Below are 19913 nucleotides of genomic sequence, written 5' to 3' on the forward strand. Positions count from 1 at the left end.
GCTTCGCGGTCGTGGGCGCACACTCCCTGGCTGGGGAACTCACGCGCTCAACTGCGGACCGCGACGAAGTACTCAGCGGCGACGAGTAGCGGTCGCGCGTATGCGCCGAACCACCTCTGCGTGGTTTCCGTGCCGCGGGCGTGCTCATCGTCGCCGGCTTCCGCCTCGCGATCACCCTGCGCGACACCGCGATCCGCGTCCTGGCGCGCCCGTGGCCGGCTTGGGGGAGTTCGCGACGGTGCCGGCCTCGTCGGAACGCCCTCGTCGAGCGATCCACCCGGTCGGCGCACCTTCCGCAGCCCGGCGACGCGCCTCCGCCGACCGGCTCGGGCGGAAACCGCTGGCTCGCATCGCGGTCCGCGTGCACGGCGTTTCCGCGCACGCTGACGCCCGATTCGTGAGCACTACCGGTGCTTCGCATCCCCTGCGATCGCGTGCGATGCCCCACCGCATCGGTTGCCCGCGATCCGTGTTCGCCGGGTGGCGGGTGCCTACAGCAGGTCGCTGACGTCGTCCGGGACGTCGACCGCGTACTTGCGCAGGGTTTCCATGGGCACCACTTCGAGGGCGTTCTCGTGGGTGGCGGCCAGGACGACGGGTGCGGCCACGCCGTCCTCGTGAGCGTGCAGCCAGCGCACGGCCACCACGCACCAGCGGTCGCCGGGTTGTAAGCCGGGGAAGTTGTTCTCCGGGCGCGGGGTGATCAGGTCATTGCCGATCGACTTCTGATGCTCCAGGAATTCCGCCGTGACGACGGTGCACACGGTGTGGCTGCCAAGATCTTCGGGGCCGGTGCTGCAGCATCCGTCCCGGTAGAAGCCGGTGAGAGGATCGGTGCCACACTCCTCCAGCGGTCCCCCAAGCACATTTCGATCGGTCACGTCGCCGATCCTATTGTCTCGGTGTCGCATTCGCCGCTCCTTCCGCACTGTGGTGCGATGTTGAGCAAACCGGTCGGTCGTTGTCCCGAATGAGTCGGCTTGCTCCGGCGTGTCCATAGCCGATGCGTACCCGATGTGTGTTAGACGACACTGCTCCGAAACCCGTCGGTAGGTGTGTGAATCCGGCAACTCGGAGGGTTCTGAAAGGATGGGGCACGTGACTGCACAAGCTTGGATCCTCATCGCCGCGATCGCCGCGGTGCTGCTCGTGGCGTTCGTATCCGGATTCGTCCTGTACAAGCGCCGCCGAATCTCGCTCACCCCGGCCGCTCCCGAGCAGCCGGAACTCACCGACCGGTCGGGCGGATATACGGCGGGTGGGGGATTCAGCTTCAGCGAGGGCGGCCGCGCCGCCACGCTGCCCAAACCCGAGCCGAAGCCCGAGCCGGTGCCCATCGAGCGCACCGACGACGAGGGCCAGCCGCACGTCGGCGACGACGCGGCCATCCCGCGCGACTCCGGCAAGCGCAGCATTCACGACGTCCGTCTGCCCGAACCGGAACTCGGGCCCGAGCGCCCGCCGGTCGAGGAGGACGCGGCCGCAGTCACAGGCGAAGCCGCGCCGGCCCCCGTGGTCGAGGAAGTCACGGTCGAGGAAGTCGTCGTCGAGACCCCGGCCGGGGAGGTCGTGGCCGAAGCGGTCGTGATCGAGGAAGTCGTCGCGCCGGAAGCCCCGGTCGCGCCCGTCGAATCCGCGCCCGCCGAAACCGCGCCCTCCGCGGAGGAATCCGCCGCCGCGGCCACCATCGCGCCCGCCGAGGCCGCTCCGGCTCCGGCCGAGACCGCGGCGCCGGCCGAGGTCGCCCCCGCCCCGGTGGTCCCCGAGATCGACCCCACCACCGGCCGTCTGACCCGCCTGCGCGGCCGCCTGTCCCGTTCCCAGAACGCCGTCGGCAAGTCCCTGCTGGGCCTGCTCGGCGGTGGCGATCTGGACGAGGACTCGTGGGAGGAGATCGAGGACACCCTCGTCATGGCCGATCTCGGCACCGCCTCCACCGCCGCCGTGGTCGAGCGCCTGCGCGAGGAGATGGCCGCCCGCAGCGTCCGTACCTCCGCGGAGGCGCGAGAAGTGCTGCGCGATGTGCTGATCGAGGCTCTGCGCCCCGAACTGGACCGCTCCATTCGCGTGCTCCCGCATCAGGACCGCCCGTCGGTGACCCTGGTGGTCGGCGTGAACGGCACCGGAAAGACCACCACCACCGGCAAATTGGCGCGCGTGCTGGTCGCCGACGGCCGCCGCGTGCTGCTCGGCGCCGCCGACACCTTCCGTGCCGCCGCCGCCGATCAGCTGCAGACCTGGGGCGAGCGGGTCGGCGCGGAGACCGTGCGCGGCAAGGAAGGCGCGGATCCGGCCGCCGTCGCGTTCGACGCGGTGAGCGCCGGCATCGATCGCGGCGTGGACGTGGTGCTGGTGGACACCGCCGGCCGCCTGCACACCAAGACCGGCCTGATGGACGAGCTCGGCAAGGTGAAGCGCGTGGTGGAGAAGAAGGCTCCGGTCGACGAGGTCATCCTGGTGCTGGACGCCACGGTTGGACAGAACGGCCTGATGCAGGCCAAGGTATTCGCGGACGTCGTCGATATCACCGGTGTTGCTCTGACGAAGCTGGACGGTACTGCCAAGGGCGGCATCGTGTTTCAGGTCCAGGAGCAGCTCGGCGTTCCCGTAAAACTGGTCGGTTTGGGCGAGGGCGCGGATGATCTAGCTCCGTTCGAGCCCGGCGCGTTTGTCGACGCCCTCCTCGGATAATCGCCTCTCACCTGCTTGAATACGGGTGAACAAGATCTGCCTCACAACATGGACGAAACATCGGTGCGGGTTCGGAAACGTGACTGCAACAGTGCAATCTCATCCGTTCACCTAGGTGAAACGCCGCAGGCTCACGGATGAAACACCGACTGAGGAACCTCATTGCAGGCTCGTTATCGCCGGTAAGGCGGAGCCCGAGATGAGGAGGAAATTGAGGTGGCGTTCCCCGTAATCGGCGCACCCGACGCCGGAGACACCGCATGGATGCTGGCCAGTTCAGCACTCGTGCTTCTGATGACACCGGGTTTGGCATTCTTCTACGGCGGCATGGTCCGCTCGAAGAACGTGCTGAACATGATCATGATGAGCATTGCCTCCATGGGCGTGGTCACGGTCATCTGGGTGCTGTACGGCTTCTCCATGGCGTTCGGCGACGACAAGTCGAACCTGTTCGGTGATCCCGCGCAGTACTTCGGACTGAAGGACCTGTTCGGCGGTACCTACCTGACCAGCGCAGCCGACGCTTCGGTCAAGGTCGGAATCCCGCTGGCCGGAACCATTCCCGCCACGGTCTTCGTGGCCTTCCAGCTCATGTTCGCGATCATCACGGTCGCCCTCATCTCGGGTGCGGTCGCCGACCGCCTGAAGTTCGGCTCCTGGCTGCTCTTCGCGGCCGTGTGGGTCACCGTGGTCTACTTCCCGGTCGCGCACTGGGTCTTCGCCTTCGACGGCGTCACCGGCGAGCACGGCGGCTGGATCGCCAACAAGCTCAAGGCCATCGACTTCGCGGGTGGTACCGCGGTCCACATCAACGCCGGTATCGCCGGCCTGGTCCTGGCCATCGTGCTCGGCAAGCGCAAGGGCTGGCCGACCACCCCCATGCGCCCGCACAACCTGCCGTTCGTGATGCTCGGCGCCGGTCTGCTGTGGTTCGGCTGGTACGGCTTCAACGCCGGTTCCGCGGTCGGCTCCAACGGCATCGCGGGCGCCACCTTCATCACCACCACCATCGCCACCGGCGCCGCCATGCTGGCCTGGCTGCTGGTCGAGAAGATCCGCGACGGACACGCCACCTCCCTCGGCGCGGCCTCGGGCATCGTGGCCGGTCTGGTCGCCATCACCCCGTCCTGCTCCTCGGTGAACGTGGTCGGCGCGCTGGCCATCGGCGTGGTCGCGGGTGTGCTGTGCGCCCTGGCGGTCGGCCTCAAGTTCAAGTTCGGCTTCGACGACTCGCTCGACGTGGTCGGCGTGCACCTCGTCGGCGGTATCGCGGGCACCCTGATGGTCGGCCTGGTCGCCGCGCCGGAGGCCCCGGCGGCGGTCAAGGGCCTGTTCTACGGCGGCGGTTTCGATCAGCTGGTCAAGCAGGCGGTGGGAGCCGGTGCGGTACTTGCCTTCTCGGGCATCGCGACCCTGATCATCGCCCTCGCCATCAAGTTCACCATCGGGCTGCGCGCGGACGAAGAAGCCGAGTTCGTGGGGATGGACGAGTCCGAGCACGCGGAATCGGCATACGATTTCGCTGCTGTGGGTGGTGCGGCGCGCACCGCCGCCGTCAAGGAGGCATGACGCATGAAACTGGTTACTGCAATCGTCAAACCGTTCACGCTCGAGGACGTCAAGTCCGGGCTGGAGCAGGCGGGCGTGCTCGGCATGACCGTCAGCGAGGTCCAGGGTTACGGACGCCAGAAGGGCCACACCGAGGTCTACCGCGGCGCCGAGTACTCGGTCGACTTCGTCCCGAAGGTCCGGGTCGAGGTGGTCGTGGACGACGCCTCCGTCGAGAAGGTCGTCGAGGTGATCGTCGAGGCCGCGCGCACCGGCAAGATCGGCGACGGCAAGGTCTGGGTCACCCCGGTCGAAGCCGTCATCCGGGTTCGCACCGGTGAACGTGGGTCCGACGCCCTCTAAAGAGGATCGATCGAGCGGCGGCCCCGCTCCCGCCGGACACGCAAAACCGGATGGGGCGGGGCCGTTCTCGCGCTCAGCACGGCTCCGGATTCCGACCGCAGCGGAATCCGGAGCGGCCCGGGGCTTCCCGGCCCGGGGCCGAACGAACTGAATGAAGAGGTGGGTTGTGGGTTTCCAGCAAGAACGCGACGACAAAGTCGCCAACGGCGCGAAAGTCTCCAACGGAGCTTCGGATCTGATCCGGGCCCGCAACCAGCTGCTCGAGGAAGCGGGCGGGATCGGCGGCAACGGCCGCGGCGCCCGGCTCGACACCGAGGCGCTACGCCAGGCCATGGTGGATCTCTACGAATTGTGGCTCACCACCAAGGGACACGAGGTCGGCATCACCGCCGACAGCGGCCTGGCCATCGTGGCGGTCGGCGGTCTGGGCCGCCGGGAGATGCTGCCCTACTCCGATCTGGATCTGGTGCTGCTCTACGACGACGTCGATCCGAAACGGGTCGCCGAGGTCGCCGATCAGCTCTGGTATCCGCTGTGGGACGCCCACATCAAGCTCGACCACAGCGTGCGCACGGTGCCCCAGGCGCTGCGCGTCGCCGCGGACGATCTGACCGCCGCGCTGGGCATGCTCGAGGCCCGGCACATCGTCGGCGACGAGGGATTGAGCAATCTCCTCGTCTCCGGGGTGCGGCGGGACTGGCGGACCGGGATCCGCTCCCGGTTCGACGCGCTCATCGCGCAGACCGAAACCCGGTGGCGGCGTAGCGGAGACGTCGCCCACCGCGCCGAGCCCGATCTCAAGAACGGGCGCGGCGGACTGCGCGACATCCAGTTGCTGGATGCCCTTGCCATCGCACAACTGACCGACGCCATGCCGGGGCTCGGTCCGGATGTGCCCGGCGGCGGGCTGAAGCTGGCGCATCGCCGCCTGCTGGACGTGCGCACCGAATTGCATCGGGTCGCGGGCCGGGCTCGTGACCAGTTGCGTGCGCAGGACGCCGACGAGATCGGGGCGGCCCTGCGCCTGGGAGATCGGTTCGACCTGGCCCGCACGCTCAGCGATGCGGCGCGCACGGTCAGCTACTCCACCGACGTCGGTCTGCGGACCGCCGCCAACGCGCTGCCGCGGCGCGGGCTCGCGCGCTTGCGCCGCATGCCGGTACGGCGACCACTCGATGAGGGGGTGGTCGAACATGCCGGTGAGGTGGTGCTCGCGAGGGATGCCCGCCCGCAGCGCGACCCGGGGCTGATCCTGCGGGTGGCCGCGGCCTCGGCGCAGACCGGATTGCCCATGTCGGCAACGACTTTGAACCGGCTCTCGGAGGACGCGCCGGAACTACGCGAGCCGTGGCCCAAGGACGCCCTCAACGACCTGCTGGTCCTGCTGGGCGCGGGCCGCGGCACCATCGACGCCATCGAAGCCCTGGATCGCACCGGGCTGTGGGGGCGGCTGTTCCCGGAATGGGGTGTGGTGCGCGATCTTCCGCCGCGCGACGCCATGCACACCTGGACCGTGGACCGCCATCTCATGGAGACCGTGGCGCAGGCCAGCGCGCTGTCCACCCGGGTCGCCCGCCCGGATCTGCTGCTGCTGGGCGCGCTGCTGCACGATATCGGCAAGGGGCGCACCGAGGATCACAGCGTGGTGGGCGCGGAACTCGCGGTGTCCATCGGGCGCCGGCTCGGGCTGTGGCCCTCGGACGTGCAGACCCTGTCCACGATGGTGCGGCAGCATCTGCTGCTGCCCGATACCGCCACTCGCCGCGACATCACCGATAACGACACTGTGAAAATGGTGGTCGAGGCCCTCGACGGCGACGCGCAATTACTGGATCTGCTGCACGCGCTCGCCGAAGCCGATTCCCTGGCCACCGGGCCCGGCGTCTGGAACGACTGGAAAGCCTCGCTCATCGGAGATCTGGTGCGGCGCTGCCGGATCACCATGGCCGGTGACGAATTGCCCGAACCCGAACCGATTCCGGACGAATTACGCGCGCGGGCGGAAAACGGCGGCGTGCACGTGGAGCTGAAACCGGGGGAGGGGCGCTACAACCACGTGGTCACCATTGTCGCGCCGGACAATCCGGGCCTGCTTTCCGATGCGGCCGGTGTGCTCGCGCTGCATTCGCTGCGCGTGCTTTCCGCGGATCTGGCGAGTGTGGGCGACTCGGCCATCGATACCTTCGTGGTCGCGCCGCGCTTCGGAAATCCGCCCGATCCGGGGTTGCTGCGGCAGGAATTGATCCGGGCCATCAATGGCGATCTGGATCTGGTCTCGGTGCTGGCGCGCAAGGAACGCGAACAGGGCGGCGCCCAGCCCAGCCCGTACGCGCGGGCGCAGCCGCGGGTGCTCTGGTCCGAGACCAGCGAACCCGGCCGGGTGCTGCTGGAATTGCGCGCCGAGGACCGGATCGGATTGCTGTCCCGGCTGGCCGCGGCGCTCGCCGAATCCGGCGCGAATGTGTGCTGGGCGAAAGTCGTCACCTTGGGAACGGCCGTCATGGACACTTTCTGCCTCGATCTCGGGGCCGCCGACACGCCGGAAAGGCGAGCCGAAATCGCGGCGGCGGTGCTCGCGGTGGTGCCTCCGCAACAACCGAAGAAAACGCCCGAATCGGACACTGAAATCGGTTAGACCACGGTTTTCTGACCGGTCGCCATGAAGCTGGATTAACTGGCAAACCACGTGTTTGCCAGTTAATCCGATCGTTGCGAGCAATTTGCTGAAATACCGGTCAAGTGATTGGCATCACACCCTAGTATTCGCGATTGGGCCTGCACGGCCCGAAAAATAAGAGTGGTCGCGAGCATGAGGGGAGCAGTCGGTGGCAATCGAAGTCGTATCCGCGTCCATGATGACGAGCGATCTGACTCAGCACATCGCCCGCTGCGTCGGCGGCGACCGGTGGGTGGTGTCCTGGCTACCGGGCCGCACCCTGTCGGGTCAGCAGGCGGTGACCGCCATGACCATCGCCTCGACCGTCGCGGGCGCACCGCCGACCGATGTCGAATGGGCCGTATTGGACGGTCTCGCCCTCGAACTCGGGCTCACCGCACGCGAAGCCGTCTGGATGGTGCAGACCGAGCAGCACGATCTGCGCCGGCCCGCCGCCCGGCCCGGTCCCCGCCTGGAATGAACCGCTCGGCCGCAGGTGACGGTGGTCGGCGTGCCATCGACTCGCGCGGCCCACTACCCTGGTATCTCGAGTGACGTCCCTCGAGATGTAGGAGCATCGGTGTTCGAATCCCTTTCCGACCGGTTGGCCGGTGCCCTCAAGGATCTGCGCGGGAAGGGACGCCTGTCACCGGCGGATATCGATGCCACCGCCCGTGAGATCCGGCTCGCCCTGCTCGAAGCCGACGTGGCGCTGCCCGTGGTGCGCAGCTTCATCGCCCGCGTCAAGGACCGCGCCAAGGGTGCGGAGGTCTCCCAGGCGCTGAATCCGGCGCAGCAGGTCGTCAAGATCGTCAACGACGAGCTGGTCACGATTCTCGGTGGCGAGACGCGGCGGCTGCAGTACGCCAAGAACCCGCCGACCGTCATCATGCTGGCCGGTCTGCAGGGCGCCGGTAAGACCACGCTCGCGGGCAAGCTCGCGAAATGGCTGAAGGGGCAAGGGCATACGCCGCTGCTCGTCGCGTGTGACCTGCAGCGTCCCGGCGCGGTCACCCAGCTGCAGGTGGTCGGTGAGCGTGCGGGCGTGCCCGTTTTCGCCCCGCACCCCGGCACTTCCATCGGCGGCGGCGACAATCCGCTCGGCATCTCCGCGTCCGATCCGGTCGATGTGGCGCGCGCCGGTATCGAAGAGGCCAAGCAGAAGCAGTACGACGTGGTCATCGTCGATACCGCCGGCCGCTTGGGCATCGACGCCGAACTGATGGCGCAGGCCGCGGGCATCCGCGATGCCGTCAACCCCGACGAGACCCTGTTCGTCCTCGACGCCATGATCGGCCAGGATGCGGTCTCCACCGCCGAGGCGTTCCGCGACGGCGTCGGCTTCACCGGCGTCGTGCTCACCAAGCTCGACGGCGACGCCCGCGGTGGTGCGGCGCTGTCGGTGCGTGAGATCACCGGCCAGCCCATCCTTTTCGCGTCCACCGGCGAGAAGCTGGAAGACTTCGACGTCTTCCACCCCGACCGCATGGCCTCGCGCATTCTCGGCATGGGCGATCTGCTCACCCTGATCGAGCAGGCCGAGCAGGTCTACGACGCCAAGCAGGCCGAGGAAGCCGCCCGCAAGATCGGCTCCGGCGAGCTCACCCTCGAGGACTTCCTCGAGCAGATGCTGGCCATTCGCAAGATGGGTCCCATCGGCAACCTGCTCGGCATGCTGCCGGGCGCGGGCCAGATGAAGGACGTGCTGGCCCAGGTCGACGACAAGCAGCTGGACCGGGTGCAGGCCATCATTCGCGGTATGACGCCCGCCGAGCGCGATAACCCCAAGATCATCAACGCTTCCCGCCGCCTGCGCATCGCCAATGGCTCCGGCGTCAGCGTCACCGACGTCAATCAGCTCGTCGACCGCTTCTTCGAAGCCAAGAAGATGATGGGCATGATGAGCCGCCAGTTCGGCATGCCCGGCGCGCGCGCCAACAAGGGCAAGGGCAAAGGCAAGAAGGGCAAGAAGGGCGGACGCGGGCCGACCCCGCCGAAGATGCGCGGCGGTTTCCCGGGGATGCCCGGGCTCCCCGGCGGTATGCCGGCCGGTATGCCCGATATCTCGAATCTGCCCGCGGGCCTCAACGAACTCCCGCCGGGGCTGGAAGGTTTCGACCTGTCGAAACTGAAGTTCCCCAAGCAGTAGGCGATTCGAACCGGGGCGGTCCGTACGACGGGCCGCCCCGTTAGCTTCGGCAGCGCTCTGCCCGGCTTCGGCGGTGAACGTGGCTCAGCACCGGCGCGGAGTGCAATCATGAACTATGGATGCCGAGCGGTCGGAAGATCACGACGGGGGACCCCGAGGCCGGTTCGCGCGCCGGATCGACGACCTGGGGCGGCGTGAGACGGCGCTGGCGCTGCGCGAGGCCGCGGCCGACGAACGGGAAGTACGGTTCGAGCTGCGGGCGACCGATGCCGCCGCCCGCGAGGAACTGGCCGATCTGCGCGAGGTCGAGGCCGACACGCGTGAGCAGATCGCCGACAGCCGCGATATCGCCGCCAGCACCCGGGAACGGGCGGCCGATCGCCGCGAGGCCGACGCCGACGACCGCGAGCTGCATCTGAACGACCGCGAACAGCGACTGGATCGCCGTGCCCGGGTGGCCGGCGTCGCCGTTCCGACGACCGAGCAGCGCTCACAGGAAGCGATCGCCCGCGCGCGCGAGGCCCTGGTCGCCAGCGCCGCCCGCCTCGATCGCAGCGAGGCCGCGCTGGTGCGGACCGAAGCGCGGAAGCGGCGGCAGCAGAACGAGATCGACCGGGCCGGCGCGGCCACCCTGCGCCTCGTCCGCCGCACCGAGCCGCCCGCCGCACCGGAATCCCATCCGGGCGCCTGAGCGCCGCTTCACCCGCGCGGTTTCCGCGTCGTCGCCGAGAGGTCGCCGGCGTCGTCCTGGAACAGGTTCGGGGTCAATCGGATTCGGTGGATCAGCGGTTCGGAGCGGATCACCCACCGCCGGGTGGTGACGGCCGCGTGCGCCGACGCCGGATTCACGCCGCGCCTAACCGGCCGGTCGGTGGATTTCATCGGTGTGGCCGCCGTGGTCGCGCACGGGTTCGGGGGCAGCTTGATCTCCCGGCTGGCTTATCTCCCAGCGGATTTCGCGGTGGTGCGGGTGCCGTTGCACGGGGACCACGTGCCGGTGCGCCGCCATCTGACCGTGGTGCGGCGCGGGTCGGGCGGCCATCCGGTGATCGCCGCGGGGCTGCGCGCCATTCGCGAAGTGTGCCGCGAACGCGCCGATATCACCGTGCTGGGTGAGTGATCCGGCCTATTCGGTGACCGGATGGGCTGTCGGGGAAGGGGTTTCGGGGCGTCGGCGCCGTCTGCCTTTGGCGATGGCCTCCGGATCGAGATCGCCGGTGGACCAGGTTTCGGCGAGGGCGATGCTCATTTCGCGTCCGGCGACGACGTGATCCAGGGCGCTGGCCGCGGCGTCCTCGGATCGGCCGGAGGCGATGAGGTCGTACATGGCCTCGTGCTCGGAGCGCTGTTCGTCGGCGTCACGGGCGGCGGTCAGGTGGAAGAGCCATTCGGTGAGGGCGTCCAGGGGACGCATCTGCGCGGTGAGCAACGGATTGTCGGCGAGCTCGACGATGGCGGTGTGGAACGCGGCATTGGCGACGGCGATGCGCTGCCGGTCGCCGGAAGCGGTGGCGGCCCGGGCGGTTTCCAGGCTGGTGCGCAACAGAGGGAGGGTCTCGGCGCTGGCCTTGGCGGCGGCCAGGCGGGCGGCGAGCGGTTCCAGGGCCTCGCGGACGTCGAAGAGATCGCGGACGTCGGCGGGGGTGAACGGGGCGACCAGTGCGCCCTTGCCCGGCACCAGCAGCACCAGCCGCTCGGCGGCCAGCATCCGCAGCGCCTCGCGCAGCGGAATACGGGAAACCTCCAGCTCGGCGGCCAGATCCCGCTCCACCAGACGCTGGCCGGGACGTAGCTCGACACCGACGATGCGCTGCTTGATGGTCTCGTAGGCGCGGTTGCGCAGGGATCCGGGGGCGGTCACGGGAATCCACAGTATCGGGCCGCGCCAGGGGTTTTCCGGACCGAAACATAGCCGGAACCTGTCCGCCACGGACCCGGCCGACAGTTAGCGGTATACCACTAACTGGAGGTTGGTTGTGGAGACAGCTCTCGAGCTGACCGGAGTCGGCAAGAGTTTCGGTGCGGTACGGGCACTTTCGGAGATCGAACTGACCGTGCGGCGCGGCGAAGTGCATTGCGTGCTCGGCGAGAACGGCGCCGGGAAATCCACGCTGTGCAATATCGTCTACGGCGGCGTGGGTTTCGACACCGGCGCGATGCGCCTGTTCGGTGCGTCATACCGCCCGCGCCGTCCCGCCGACGCCCTGCGCCGCGGAATCGCCATGGTGCACCAGCACTTCAGCCTGGTGCCGACCCTGACGGTCGCCGACAACCTGCTCCTCGCCGAGGGCGTACGCCTGCGCCCGGCCCGCAGCGCACTCACCACCCGGGTAGCCGCCATCGCCGACGAATTCGGCCTCCGCATCCACCTCGACGCCCTGGCCGGAAACCTCTCGGTAGGCGAGCGCCAAACGGTCGAGATCGTGAAATGCCTTCTCCGCCAACCGAAGCTGATGCTCCTGGACGAACCCACCGCCGTCCTCGGCCCCGCCGAGATCGACGCCCTCCTGCGTACCTGCCGCCGCATCGCCGACTCCGGCTGCGCCGTCGTACTCGTCACCCACAAACTCGGCGAAATCGAACGCGCCGGTGACACCGCGACCGTCCTGCGCGGCGGCCGCGTAGCCGGCTCAGGTGCCCTGCGCGGTTCCACCGGAGCGGGCCGCCCGGGTGCCGGGTCCGCCGAAGAGGGCGGCCGGGGTGCGAGGGTCATCGAAGAGAGTGGCTGGGGCACCGAGGTCGCCGAAAAGTGCGACCCGGATGCCGGGGCTGCCGAAGACGGCGGTCGGGGTGCGGGGGTTGCCGAGGAGAGTGGCTGGGGCACCGAGGTCGCCGAAAAGTGCGACCCGGATGCCGGGGCTGCCGAAGACGGCGGTCGGGGTGCGGGGGTTGCCGAGGAGAGCTGCCGGGGTGCCGGGGCTGCCGAAGAGGGCGGCCGGGGTGTGGGGGGCGCCGACGAGATTGGCTGGGGTACCAGCGGCGTCGGAGAGGGTGACCCGGATGCCGAGGTCGCCGAAGAACGGTGCCGGAGTGCAGGGGCCGCTGAACAGAGCGGCCGGGGTTCCGGTGTCGCCGAAGTGAGTGGCCGGGGCGCTGGGATCGCCGGAGAAGCTGACGCGGGTGCGGGGAGCTCTTCCGGTTCGCGCGTGCTGAGTCGTGACGAATTGGTCGAGCTCATGGTGGGCCGCGGACTCGCGGAGCTGGATTCGGCTCTGGTGACCGGGGATTCGGTGGCGCGGACCGCACGCGACTTCACGGCTGTTGCACCGATCGCGCGGGTTTCCGGTTTGCGGTTTGTCCGTGGCGACGGCGTCCCCGCACTCGACGGCATCGATCTGACGCTGCGGCCAGGGGAGATCACCGGCATCGCGGGTGTGGAAGGCAATGGGCAGAGCGAACTAATCGCCGCTCTCAGTGGTGCGTTGCGTCCTGCCTCTGGGACCTTCCAGCTCGGCGACGCCGACCTGACGCACGCCACTCCGGCCGTCCGGACCGCACACGGGCTCGGCGTCATCCCGGAGGACCGCCATCACGAAGGCTGCATTCCGGCCATGAGCGTCGCCGACAACCTCTGCTTGGCCCGTCTCCCGGACTTCCGCCGGCGCGGCCTCCTCGACCGTCGTGCCGTCACCTCGACCGCTGCCGCCATGATCGCCCAGCACGGCATCAAGACCTCGTCGCCGCACGCTCTCATGAGCACCTTGTCCGGTGGCAATCAGCAAAAGGTCGTCATTGCCCGTGAATTGGCGCTCGACCCCCTGCGCTGCCTGCTCGCTGCGCAGCCCACCCGTGGCCTGGACTTGGGTGCGGTGGATGTCGTTCTCACCCGCCTGCGCGAGGCCGCGGCATCCGGCGCCGCGGTCCTGGTCGTCTCCCACGAACTCCCCGAACTCCTCACCCTCTGCGACCGGATCCTCGTCGCCTACCGCGGCCGCCTGCTCGGCCCCGTCGATCCCACCGATCCTCGCGCCCGCGAGCGCATCGCCCACCTCATGCTCGGAACCAGCTCATGAACCTCCTCGAAAACCATTCCCGCACAACAAGTTCGCGAGCCGAGTGCTTGCCTGTCGGTCCGCGTCGTAACGCGCTGCCGTGTCATGTGCAATCGCCTGTCGTGACCCGCCGTGGCGGAAATTGTTGTCGCGCAGCCGTGCCGGAACTCCGCACCGGGTCTGTCGACACGATGCGTCGTTCCCGGGGCCTGTCGCATACCGCTGGAGTAATTCGCGCGCGAGGGGTGACCCCGTGAAGACGCGGCTCGTGGTGGGGCTCGGTGACCGCACGGGCGCGGCGGGACCAGCCGAGTGTGTTACTGCCGGACAGGAGCGTGCCGAGGCTGCTGCTGGACAGGAGCGTGCCGAGGCTGCTGCTGGACGGGAGCGTGCCGAGGCTGCTGCTGGACGGGAGCGTGCCGAGGTCGGTTCAGGAGGGAAACGTGCTGGGGCTGGCGGGCTGCTGCGCGGCGCGCTCGGTGGAGTGACGGTTCGGTTCGCGACCGGGGGCGTGCGGGAGGTCGCGGTGTACGGCGGTGCGATCGGGGCTGCTGCGGTGATCGGGCTGCTGTTGGTGCTCGGCGGCGGGGCGTCACCGGCCGCGGCGGCGAAAGCGTTGTGGGACGGCATGTTCGGCACGCCGTACGCCTTCGGGACCGCGTTGAACGCGACGGCCGTGCTGGCGCTCATCGCGACCGGGTTCACCATCGCGCATCGGGCCGGGCTCGTGAATGTGGGGGCGGAGGGGCAGCTCGCGTTAGGGGGGATCGCGGCTACGGCGGTGGGGGTGAGTCTGCCCGCCGGAATGCCTGTGGGGCTGGGGGTTTCGCTGATTCTGGTGGCGGGGCTCGCGGCCGGGGCGGTGTGGGCGGGTATCGCCGCTTGGCTGCGGGTGCGGCGCGGCACCAGCGAGGTCATCACCACGTTGCTGCTGAACTTCGTCGGGTTGGGATTGGTGACGCTGGTGGTTCATGAGGCCGGGTTGCTGCGGCAGCCGGTGACCTCGATCGAGACGCTGCCGCAGTCCGAACCGCTGGCGGCGAGTGCGCGGCTGCCGCTGCTGGGCCTGACCGGATCGCCCGCCACCATCGCGATCGGGGTGGCGCTGGTCGCCGTGGTAGTCACCGCGATCGTCCTGCGGCGCACCGTGATCGGCGTCCGGCTGCGTGCGGTCGGGCTGTCCGAAGCGGCCGCGGCGCGGCTCGGCGTGCGCGTGGATCGCCTGCGCTTCGGCGCGCTCGCCGTGGCGGGCGGGCTGGCCGGGGTCGCGGGCGCGGCCCTGGTCGCCACCGCCCCTTACATCCTGACCGAGGGCTTCACCTCCGGCTACGGATTCGCCGGGCTGGTGGTCGGCCTGCTGGCGCGCGGCTCGCTCACGGCGGTCGCCGGTATCGCCCTGGCTTTCGGCCTGCTGGCCTCGGCGGGCATCAATCTGCAACTGGCGGCGGCGGTTCCGGCGTCGTCGGTGCAGGTGGTGCAGAGCGTGCTGATCATTCTCGTCGCCGGCGCGGCGATCCTGCGGAAGGGAGCCCGGCGATGAGCGCGGCGAGCGAATTGGTCGACGGCGGTGTGCGGCTGGCGATTCCGCTGCTGCTGGCCTCGGCGGGCGAGCTGGTGAGCGAACGCGCCGGGGTGCTGAATCTCAGCGTCGAAGCCATGATGCTGACCGGCGCTTTCGCCGGCGCGGTGGGGGCGCGGGAGAGCGGTTCCCCGCTCGCGGGCGTGGTGTGCGCGTTGGTGGCGGGCCTGCTGGTCGCGCTGCTGCAAGCCGTCCTGAGCGTGACCCTGCGCGCCGATCAGATCGTGACCGGCATCGCCGCCAACGCCCTCGCGCTCGGCGCGACGACCTATGCGGCGCGCCTGTACTTCACCGACGGCCGCACCGTCCCCGGCTTCGACCGCATCGAAATCCCACTGCTGCACCGGATCCCGATCATCGGCCGCGCGTTCTTCGATCTCACCGCACTCGGCTACCTGGGCATCGCGGCGGCCGCCCTGCTCGCCTTCCTCTTCTCCCACCGCAGCGGTCTCGGCATCGCCGTCACCGCGATCGGCGAGGACGCCGCGACCGCCGACCGATCCGGCTTGCCGGTCAACGCTTTCCGCTACACCGCCATCCTGATCACCGGCGTCACCAGCGGCCTGGCCGGCGCCCACCTGGCCCTCGCCGACGTGCACGCCTACACCGACAACCTCACCGCCGGAGCCGGATACCTCGCCGTGGTCGCCGTCATCGCCGGTCGCTGGCGCGCCTGGCCCACCATGCTGGCCTGCCTGTTCTTCGGCCTGGCCCAAGCCCTGCAATTCGCCGCCCCCGCCCTGGGCCTGCACCTGCCCACCGCCGTGCTCGTCATGTCGCCCTACCTGCTGGCGGTGCTCGCGGTCAGCGGCCTGGTCGGCGCGAGCCGCGCCCCCACCGCCCTCACCCGGCCATTCCAGCGCGAAGCCAGAACCTGATGCGGCCGAACGTCTTCCACCTCGCTGATTCTTCCGGCGCATCGAGCGTCATCCCTCCCGATCCCGATCCGAAAGGCCGGTGTCCGTTGACCCTCATCCTGACCCGCTCCGATGTGCTGAGCATGATCACGCTGCCGGAGGTGACCGCGGCGGTGCGGACCGCGCACGCCGACCTGGCGCGGGGCGCCGCGGTAGCACCGACACCGCCGGTCATGCGGCTGCCGGGATCGGATTCGGCGTTCCTGGCGATGGCGGCGGCATCGGGCCCGGCCGGGCTGGCGGCGGTGAAGCTGCTGGCGGATGTGCCGGGGAACCGGGAGCGCGGTCTGCCGGTGCAGCGTTCGGCGATCCTCACCGTCGCGACCGCGGACGGATCGTGCGAAGCGCTCCTGGACGGCGGCGCGGTGACCCGGTTCCGGACGGCCGCCGCGACGGCGGTGGCGACGGCGGCACTGGCGCGGCCGGAGAGCCGGGTCCTGGGGTTGATCGGCGCGGGCGCACTCGCGCGGGCGCACGTGGCGGCGCTGCGGCCGGTGCTGCCGTTCGAACGGATCGTGGTCTGGAGCCGTACCGACGCCACCGCCAAGGCATTCGCCGCCGACATCGACGCCGAGATCGCTTCCACCCCTGAGGAAGTCGTGCGCATCGCGGACGTACTGTGCACCCTCACCCCGTCCCGCGACCCGGTGGTGCGCGGCGAGTGGTTCCGTCCGGGCCTGCACGTGAACGCCGTCGGCGCCCCGCCCCGCCCCGACCATCGCGAGATCGACAGCGAGGGTATGCGCCGCGCCCGCGTGATCGTGGACAGCCGCCTGTCCACCCTGCACGAATCCGGCGATGCGCTGATTCCCTTGCGCGAGGGCGTCTTCGGCCTCGAACACGTCAGCGACGAACTCGGTGAGGTGCTGATCGGCGCGAAATCCGGTCGCACGGAACCCGATCAGATCACCCTCTACAACTCCCTCGGCATCGGCCTGCAGGATCTGGCCGCCGCCCGCCTGCTGATCGACACCGCGCGCCGCCGTGGCATCGGCACCGAAATCGACCTCACCGCTTGACCTTTCGCCCCACCCCGTTGAAGGAAAGAAAATGAAGAAGATCGCCCTCGCCCTGCTGACCCTGGCGGTCGGCGCCACCGCCGCCTGTAGCGCCGGAAACGACGACGCCGGAACGAAATTGAAGGTCGGCGTGCTCTTCCCGGGCTCGCTGTCGGACGACGGATTCATGCAATCCGGGTACGAGGGCTACCAGCGCATCGAGAAATCGCTCGCCGACAAGGTGGCGCTGACCAAGGTCGAACAGGTGGCGGCCGCCGACTACCAGCAGGTACTGACCCGCCTGGCCTCCACTTCGACCCTGGTGGTGTCCTTCGGTGGCCAGACCGATTCCGCCGTCAAACAGGTCGCGCAAGCCTTCCCGAACGTGAAGTTCGTGGAGGTCGGCGGCCCGGCCGACGCGGTCCCGCCCGCCAATCTCGCCTACTACGACCCGGTCCAGGCCGACGGCGGTTTCCTGGCGGGTGCGTACGCGGCGCTCACCTCCAAGTCCGGCAAGATCGGCTTCGTCGGCGGTATGGAACTGCCCGCCATCGTCAAGACCGCGCGGGCGTTCGAGCAGGGCGCCAAGCACATTCGCGCCGACATCTCCGTGCTCGCGCCCGTCTACGTCGGCGATTTCAACGATGTCGCCAAGGCCAAGCAGGCCGCGCAGGCCGATGTCGGCGCGGGCGCGGACGTCTTCGGCCAGCAGCTCAACCTGGGCCGGCAGGGACTCGCGCAGGCCGCGAAGGAGGGCGGGGCGGCGCTGGTCGGCGGCCCGCTGGTGAAGGCGTGCGGCTCCGAGGCCGGATTCACCGGATACGTCAAGAGCGATACCGGCGCGGAACTCGAGTACGCCGTGAACGCGGTGCTGGACAACACCTTCAAGGCCGAGCAGGTGCGTTTCGGCATCGCCTCCAGCACAGGTGCTACCGATATCGTGCTCTGCGGCGCGGACGCGCAGGTCACCGCCGCCATGGCCAAGGTGAAGCAGGATCTGGCCGCCGGAACTATCAAGATCAGCTGATCACGTGGGTATCGGTGCGGGCGTCCGGCTCGCACCGATTCCGCATCCACATGACCGATCTTGTGGCGGGCGGCGCAGTAGCTTTGTAGGGAACGAGGCGACGGCGTACGTGGCGAGGAGGCCGGTCATGCGTCTGCATTTCCGCGGGGTGGTGCTGCCCGGGGACGAGGTGCGGGATCTGTGGGTGCGCGACGGGGTGATCTCCTTCGAACCCGTCGCGAATGCGGAGACCGTGCACGCCTCGGGATGGATCGTGCCGGGATTGGTGGACGCGCACTGCCACGTCGGCATCAAATACGGTGGGGGACACGAGGATCTGGACGGCGCGATCGCCCAGGCCGAGACGGAGCGGGACGCGGGCGCACTGCTGCTGCGTGACGCCGGATCGCCCATCGACACGCGGTTCATCGACGAGCGCGACGATCTGCCGGAGATCATTCGCGCGGGCCGGCACATCGCGCGGCCGCGCCGCTACATCCGGGAACTCGGCATCGAACTCGACGATGAGCGCGACCTGCCGGAGATCGTGGCGGAGCAGGCGCGACGCGGCGACGGCTGGGTCAAGATCGTCGGCGATTGGATCGACCGGTCGGCCGGCGACCTGGCCCCGCTGTGGTCCGACGCGGTGCTGAAGGAGGCCATCGACGCGGCGCATCGCGAAGGCGCCCGGGTGACCGCCCACGTCTTCGGCGAGGACGCCCTCTACGGCCTGCTCGGCGCGGGCATCGACTGCATCGAGCACGGGACCGGGCTCACCGACGACACCATCGAACTGATGGCCCGCACCGGCGCCGCCCTGGTGCCGACCCTGATCAATATCGACACCTTCCCCGGAATCGCCGACGGCGCAGGCAAATTCCCCGTCTACGCCGCCCATATGCGCGACCTGCACCGCCGCTCCCGCGAGACCGTCGCGAAGGCGCACGCCGCCGGAATTCCCGTCTACACCGGCACCGACGCCGGCGGCTCCATCCCGCACGGCCGCATCGCCGACGAGATCGCCGCCCTGGCCGGAGCCGGCCTGTCGGCCCACGACGCTCTCGGCGCCTCGGCCTGGAATGCCCGCTCCTGGCTCGGCCGTCCCGGCATCGAACCCGGCGCCCGCGCGGATTTCGTGGTCTACCGGCAGGATCCGCGCCTGGACCTGGCCACCCTCGCCGCCCCCGCCTGGGTGGTGCTGCGCGGCCGCGTCTACGACCGCCGGGACCCGGTGACCGGCCACCGATGAATCGTGAGCCCGCGGGCAGTCCCTTCAGGAGAGGCCGAAATCTCTTCTGAAAGGGGCGACCATGCGAGATCTCGTAGTCACCCAGAACATCACCCTCGACGGCGTGATCGACGCGAGCGCGGGCTGGTTCGTCGTCGGCGACGACGCCGACTATTCGGATGTGCTCGCGGAATTGCTCGAGCACACCGAACGCTGTGACGCCGTGCTGTACGGCCGCGTCACCTTCGAGCAGATGCGCGGCTACTGGCCCGTGCAGACCGACGACCGGACCGGCATCACCGCGGAATTGAATCGGATGAAGAAGTACGCGGTGTCGCGCACCATGGACGATCCGGCGTGGGAGAACTCGCAGGTGCTGCGGAACCTGGACGAGGTGGCCGCGCTGAAGGAACTGCCGGGGCGGGACATCGTGACCACGGGCAGCATCCAATTGGTCCACGAGCTCATCGCTGCCGGTCTGGTCGACGAATATCGCCTGTTCGTCTACCCGGTCGTGCTCGGCTCCGGCGCGCGCCTGTTCGAGGAGGGCAGCAAGGTCCCGCCGCTGCGTCAGGTCGAGGCCAAGGCGTTCCGTTCGGGCGTGGTGCTGCTGCGCTATCGCACCGACTAGACCGGTCTGGCGATTTCACCGCGCGAGTCGAGTGAATCGGTCATGCTTCACATGTTTGTTTTTCGTTGACCTGATGAGGAGACCGTTGTGGGTTCCGTCGAGACGTTGCTCGTGTCCGTGCTGGCCGGGCTGATCGTGAAGTTCCTGACTTCCGG

General features: G+C 69.3%; 18 protein-coding genes. 15 read left to right on the forward strand and 3 right to left on the reverse strand.

The genetic code is table 11. The annotated features are described in order from the left end of the window. Positions 1-491 precede the first annotated feature (491 nt). Positions 492-881 carry a DUF2237 family protein gene (locus LTV02_RS01370; protein ID WP_067711299.1) on the reverse strand — a complete coding sequence of 130 codons (390 nt, stop codon included), beginning with the start codon at positions 879-881 and terminating at the stop codon, positions 492-494. Between the two features lie 208 nt (positions 882-1089). Between LTV02_RS01370 and ftsY the strand changes: the two genes are divergently transcribed. The 7 genes from ftsY (at position 1090) to LTV02_RS01405 (ending at position 10098) form a co-directional block, all read left to right on the forward strand. Beyond that, a complete protein-coding gene (gene ftsY / locus LTV02_RS01375) occupies positions 1090-2691 on the forward strand; it encodes a signal recognition particle-docking protein FtsY (protein ID WP_408639322.1) in 1602 nt (533 codons plus the stop codon). A gap of 264 nt (positions 2692-2955) precedes the next feature. Further along, entirely contained in the window at positions 2956-4260 is a 1305-nt protein-coding gene (locus LTV02_RS01380; protein ID WP_408639381.1) for an ammonium transporter, read from the forward strand. Positions 4261-4263: 3 nt separating this feature from the next. Further along, positions 4264-4602 (forward strand): P-II family nitrogen regulator, encoded by a 339-nt coding sequence (locus LTV02_RS01385; protein WP_067711303.1) that lies wholly within the window; start codon positions 4264-4266, stop codon positions 4600-4602. Between the two features lie 151 nt (positions 4603-4753). After that, positions 4754-7237, forward strand: a complete 2484-nt coding sequence (locus tag LTV02_RS01390) for a [protein-PII] uridylyltransferase (protein ID WP_233037270.1) — start codon at positions 4754-4756, stop codon at positions 7235-7237. Between the two features lie 190 nt (positions 7238-7427). Beyond that, positions 7428-7739 (forward strand): hypothetical protein, encoded by a 312-nt coding sequence (locus LTV02_RS01395; RefSeq protein ID WP_233037272.1) that lies wholly within the window; start codon positions 7428-7430, stop codon positions 7737-7739. A 99-nt stretch (positions 7740-7838) separates the two neighbouring features. Next, positions 7839-9407 carry a signal recognition particle protein gene (ffh, locus tag LTV02_RS01400; RefSeq protein WP_067711307.1) on the forward strand — a complete coding sequence of 523 codons (1569 nt, stop codon included), beginning with the start codon at positions 7839-7841 and terminating at the stop codon, positions 9405-9407. A 115-nt stretch (positions 9408-9522) separates the two neighbouring features. After that, on the forward strand, positions 9523-10098 hold the full coding sequence (locus tag LTV02_RS01405) for a hypothetical protein (RefSeq protein ID WP_233037274.1): 576 nt from the start codon (positions 9523-9525) through the stop codon (positions 10096-10098). Between the two features lie 8 nt (positions 10099-10106). Here the strand turns inward: LTV02_RS01405 and LTV02_RS01410 are convergent, their stop codons facing one another. Then, positions 10107-10256: a hypothetical protein gene (locus tag LTV02_RS01410; protein ID WP_233041932.1), complete on the reverse strand. Its 150-nt coding sequence runs from the start codon at positions 10254-10256 to the stop codon at positions 10107-10109. On the opposite strand from LTV02_RS01410, the gene LTV02_RS01415 reads away from it, so the two are divergent. After that, positions 10225-10527: a type 2 periplasmic-binding domain-containing protein gene (locus LTV02_RS01415; protein ID WP_233041430.1), complete on the forward strand. Its 303-nt coding sequence runs from the start codon at positions 10225-10227 to the stop codon at positions 10525-10527. The two genes, LTV02_RS01410 and LTV02_RS01415, sit on opposite strands and share 32 nt — an antisense overlap. A 6-nt stretch (positions 10528-10533) precedes the next feature. Here the strand turns inward: LTV02_RS01415 and LTV02_RS01420 are convergent, their stop codons facing one another. Continuing rightward, positions 10534-11268, reverse strand: coding sequence for a GntR family transcriptional regulator (locus tag LTV02_RS01420; protein WP_233037276.1), 735 nt, complete (start codon positions 11266-11268; stop codon positions 10534-10536). Between the two features lie 115 nt (positions 11269-11383). Here LTV02_RS01420 and LTV02_RS01425 point away from each other — a divergent pair, with 115 nt between their 5' ends. From LTV02_RS01425 to LTV02_RS01455, 7 genes are all read left to right on the forward strand, one after another. Then, positions 11384-13420, forward strand: coding sequence for an ATP-binding cassette domain-containing protein (locus LTV02_RS01425; protein ID WP_233037278.1), 2037 nt, complete (start codon positions 11384-11386; stop codon positions 13418-13420). A gap of 463 nt (positions 13421-13883) precedes the next feature. Then, positions 13884-14939, forward strand: a complete 1056-nt coding sequence (locus LTV02_RS01430; protein ID WP_233037280.1) for an ABC transporter permease — start codon at positions 13884-13886, stop codon at positions 14937-14939. After that, complete coding sequence (locus LTV02_RS01435) at positions 14936-15856, forward strand: ABC transporter permease (protein WP_233037283.1); 921 nt, start codon at positions 14936-14938, stop codon at positions 15854-15856. The genes LTV02_RS01430 and LTV02_RS01435 overlap by 4 nt, the downstream gene beginning before the upstream one ends. A gap of 86 nt (positions 15857-15942) precedes the next feature. Beyond that, positions 15943-16914 (forward strand): ornithine cyclodeaminase family protein, encoded by a 972-nt coding sequence (locus LTV02_RS01440; protein WP_233037285.1) that lies wholly within the window; start codon positions 15943-15945, stop codon positions 16912-16914. 31 nt (positions 16915-16945) lie between these two features. After that, on the forward strand, positions 16946-17920 hold the full coding sequence (locus LTV02_RS01445; protein WP_067711322.1) for a BMP family ABC transporter substrate-binding protein: 975 nt from the start codon (positions 16946-16948) through the stop codon (positions 17918-17920). A 127-nt stretch (positions 17921-18047) separates the two neighbouring features. Continuing rightward, a complete protein-coding gene (locus LTV02_RS01450; protein ID WP_233037294.1) occupies positions 18048-19148 on the forward strand; it encodes an amidohydrolase family protein in 1101 nt (366 codons plus the stop codon). A gap of 61 nt (positions 19149-19209) precedes the next feature. Beyond that, entirely contained in the window at positions 19210-19758 is a 549-nt protein-coding gene (locus tag LTV02_RS01455) for a dihydrofolate reductase family protein (RefSeq protein WP_233037297.1), read from the forward strand. Positions 19759-19913 lie beyond the last annotated feature (155 nt).

This window comes from Nocardia yamanashiensis, from assembly GCF_021183565.1.
Taxonomy (GTDB): domain Bacteria; phylum Actinomycetota; class Actinomycetes; order Mycobacteriales; family Mycobacteriaceae; genus Nocardia; species Nocardia yamanashiensis.

Coding starts and splice junctions, on each gene's coding strand:
- LTV02_RS01405 (WP_233037274.1), top strand. CDS start 9,523: ATGGATGCCGAGCGGTCGGAAGATCACGACGGGGGACCCCGAGGCCGG.
- LTV02_RS01435 (WP_233037283.1), top strand. CDS start 14,936: ATGAGCGCGGCGAGCGAATTGGTCGACGGCGGTGTGCGGCTGGCGATT.
- LTV02_RS01385 (WP_067711303.1), top strand. CDS start 4,264: ATGAAACTGGTTACTGCAATCGTCAAACCGTTCACGCTCGAGGACGTC.
- LTV02_RS01390 (WP_233037270.1), top strand. CDS start 4,754: ATGAAGAGGTGGGTTGTGGGTTTCCAGCAAGAACGCGACGACAAAGTC.
- LTV02_RS01455 (WP_233037297.1), top strand. CDS start 19,210: ATGCGAGATCTCGTAGTCACCCAGAACATCACCCTCGACGGCGTGATC.
- LTV02_RS01380 (WP_408639381.1), top strand. CDS start 2,956: ATGCTGGCCAGTTCAGCACTCGTGCTTCTGATGACACCGGGTTTGGCA.
- LTV02_RS01445 (WP_067711322.1), top strand. CDS start 16,946: ATGAAGAAGATCGCCCTCGCCCTGCTGACCCTGGCGGTCGGCGCCACC.
- ftsY (WP_408639322.1), top strand. CDS start 1,090: ATGGGGCACGTGACTGCACAAGCTTGGATCCTCATCGCCGCGATCGCC.
- LTV02_RS01450 (WP_233037294.1), top strand. CDS start 18,048: ATGCGTCTGCATTTCCGCGGGGTGGTGCTGCCCGGGGACGAGGTGCGG.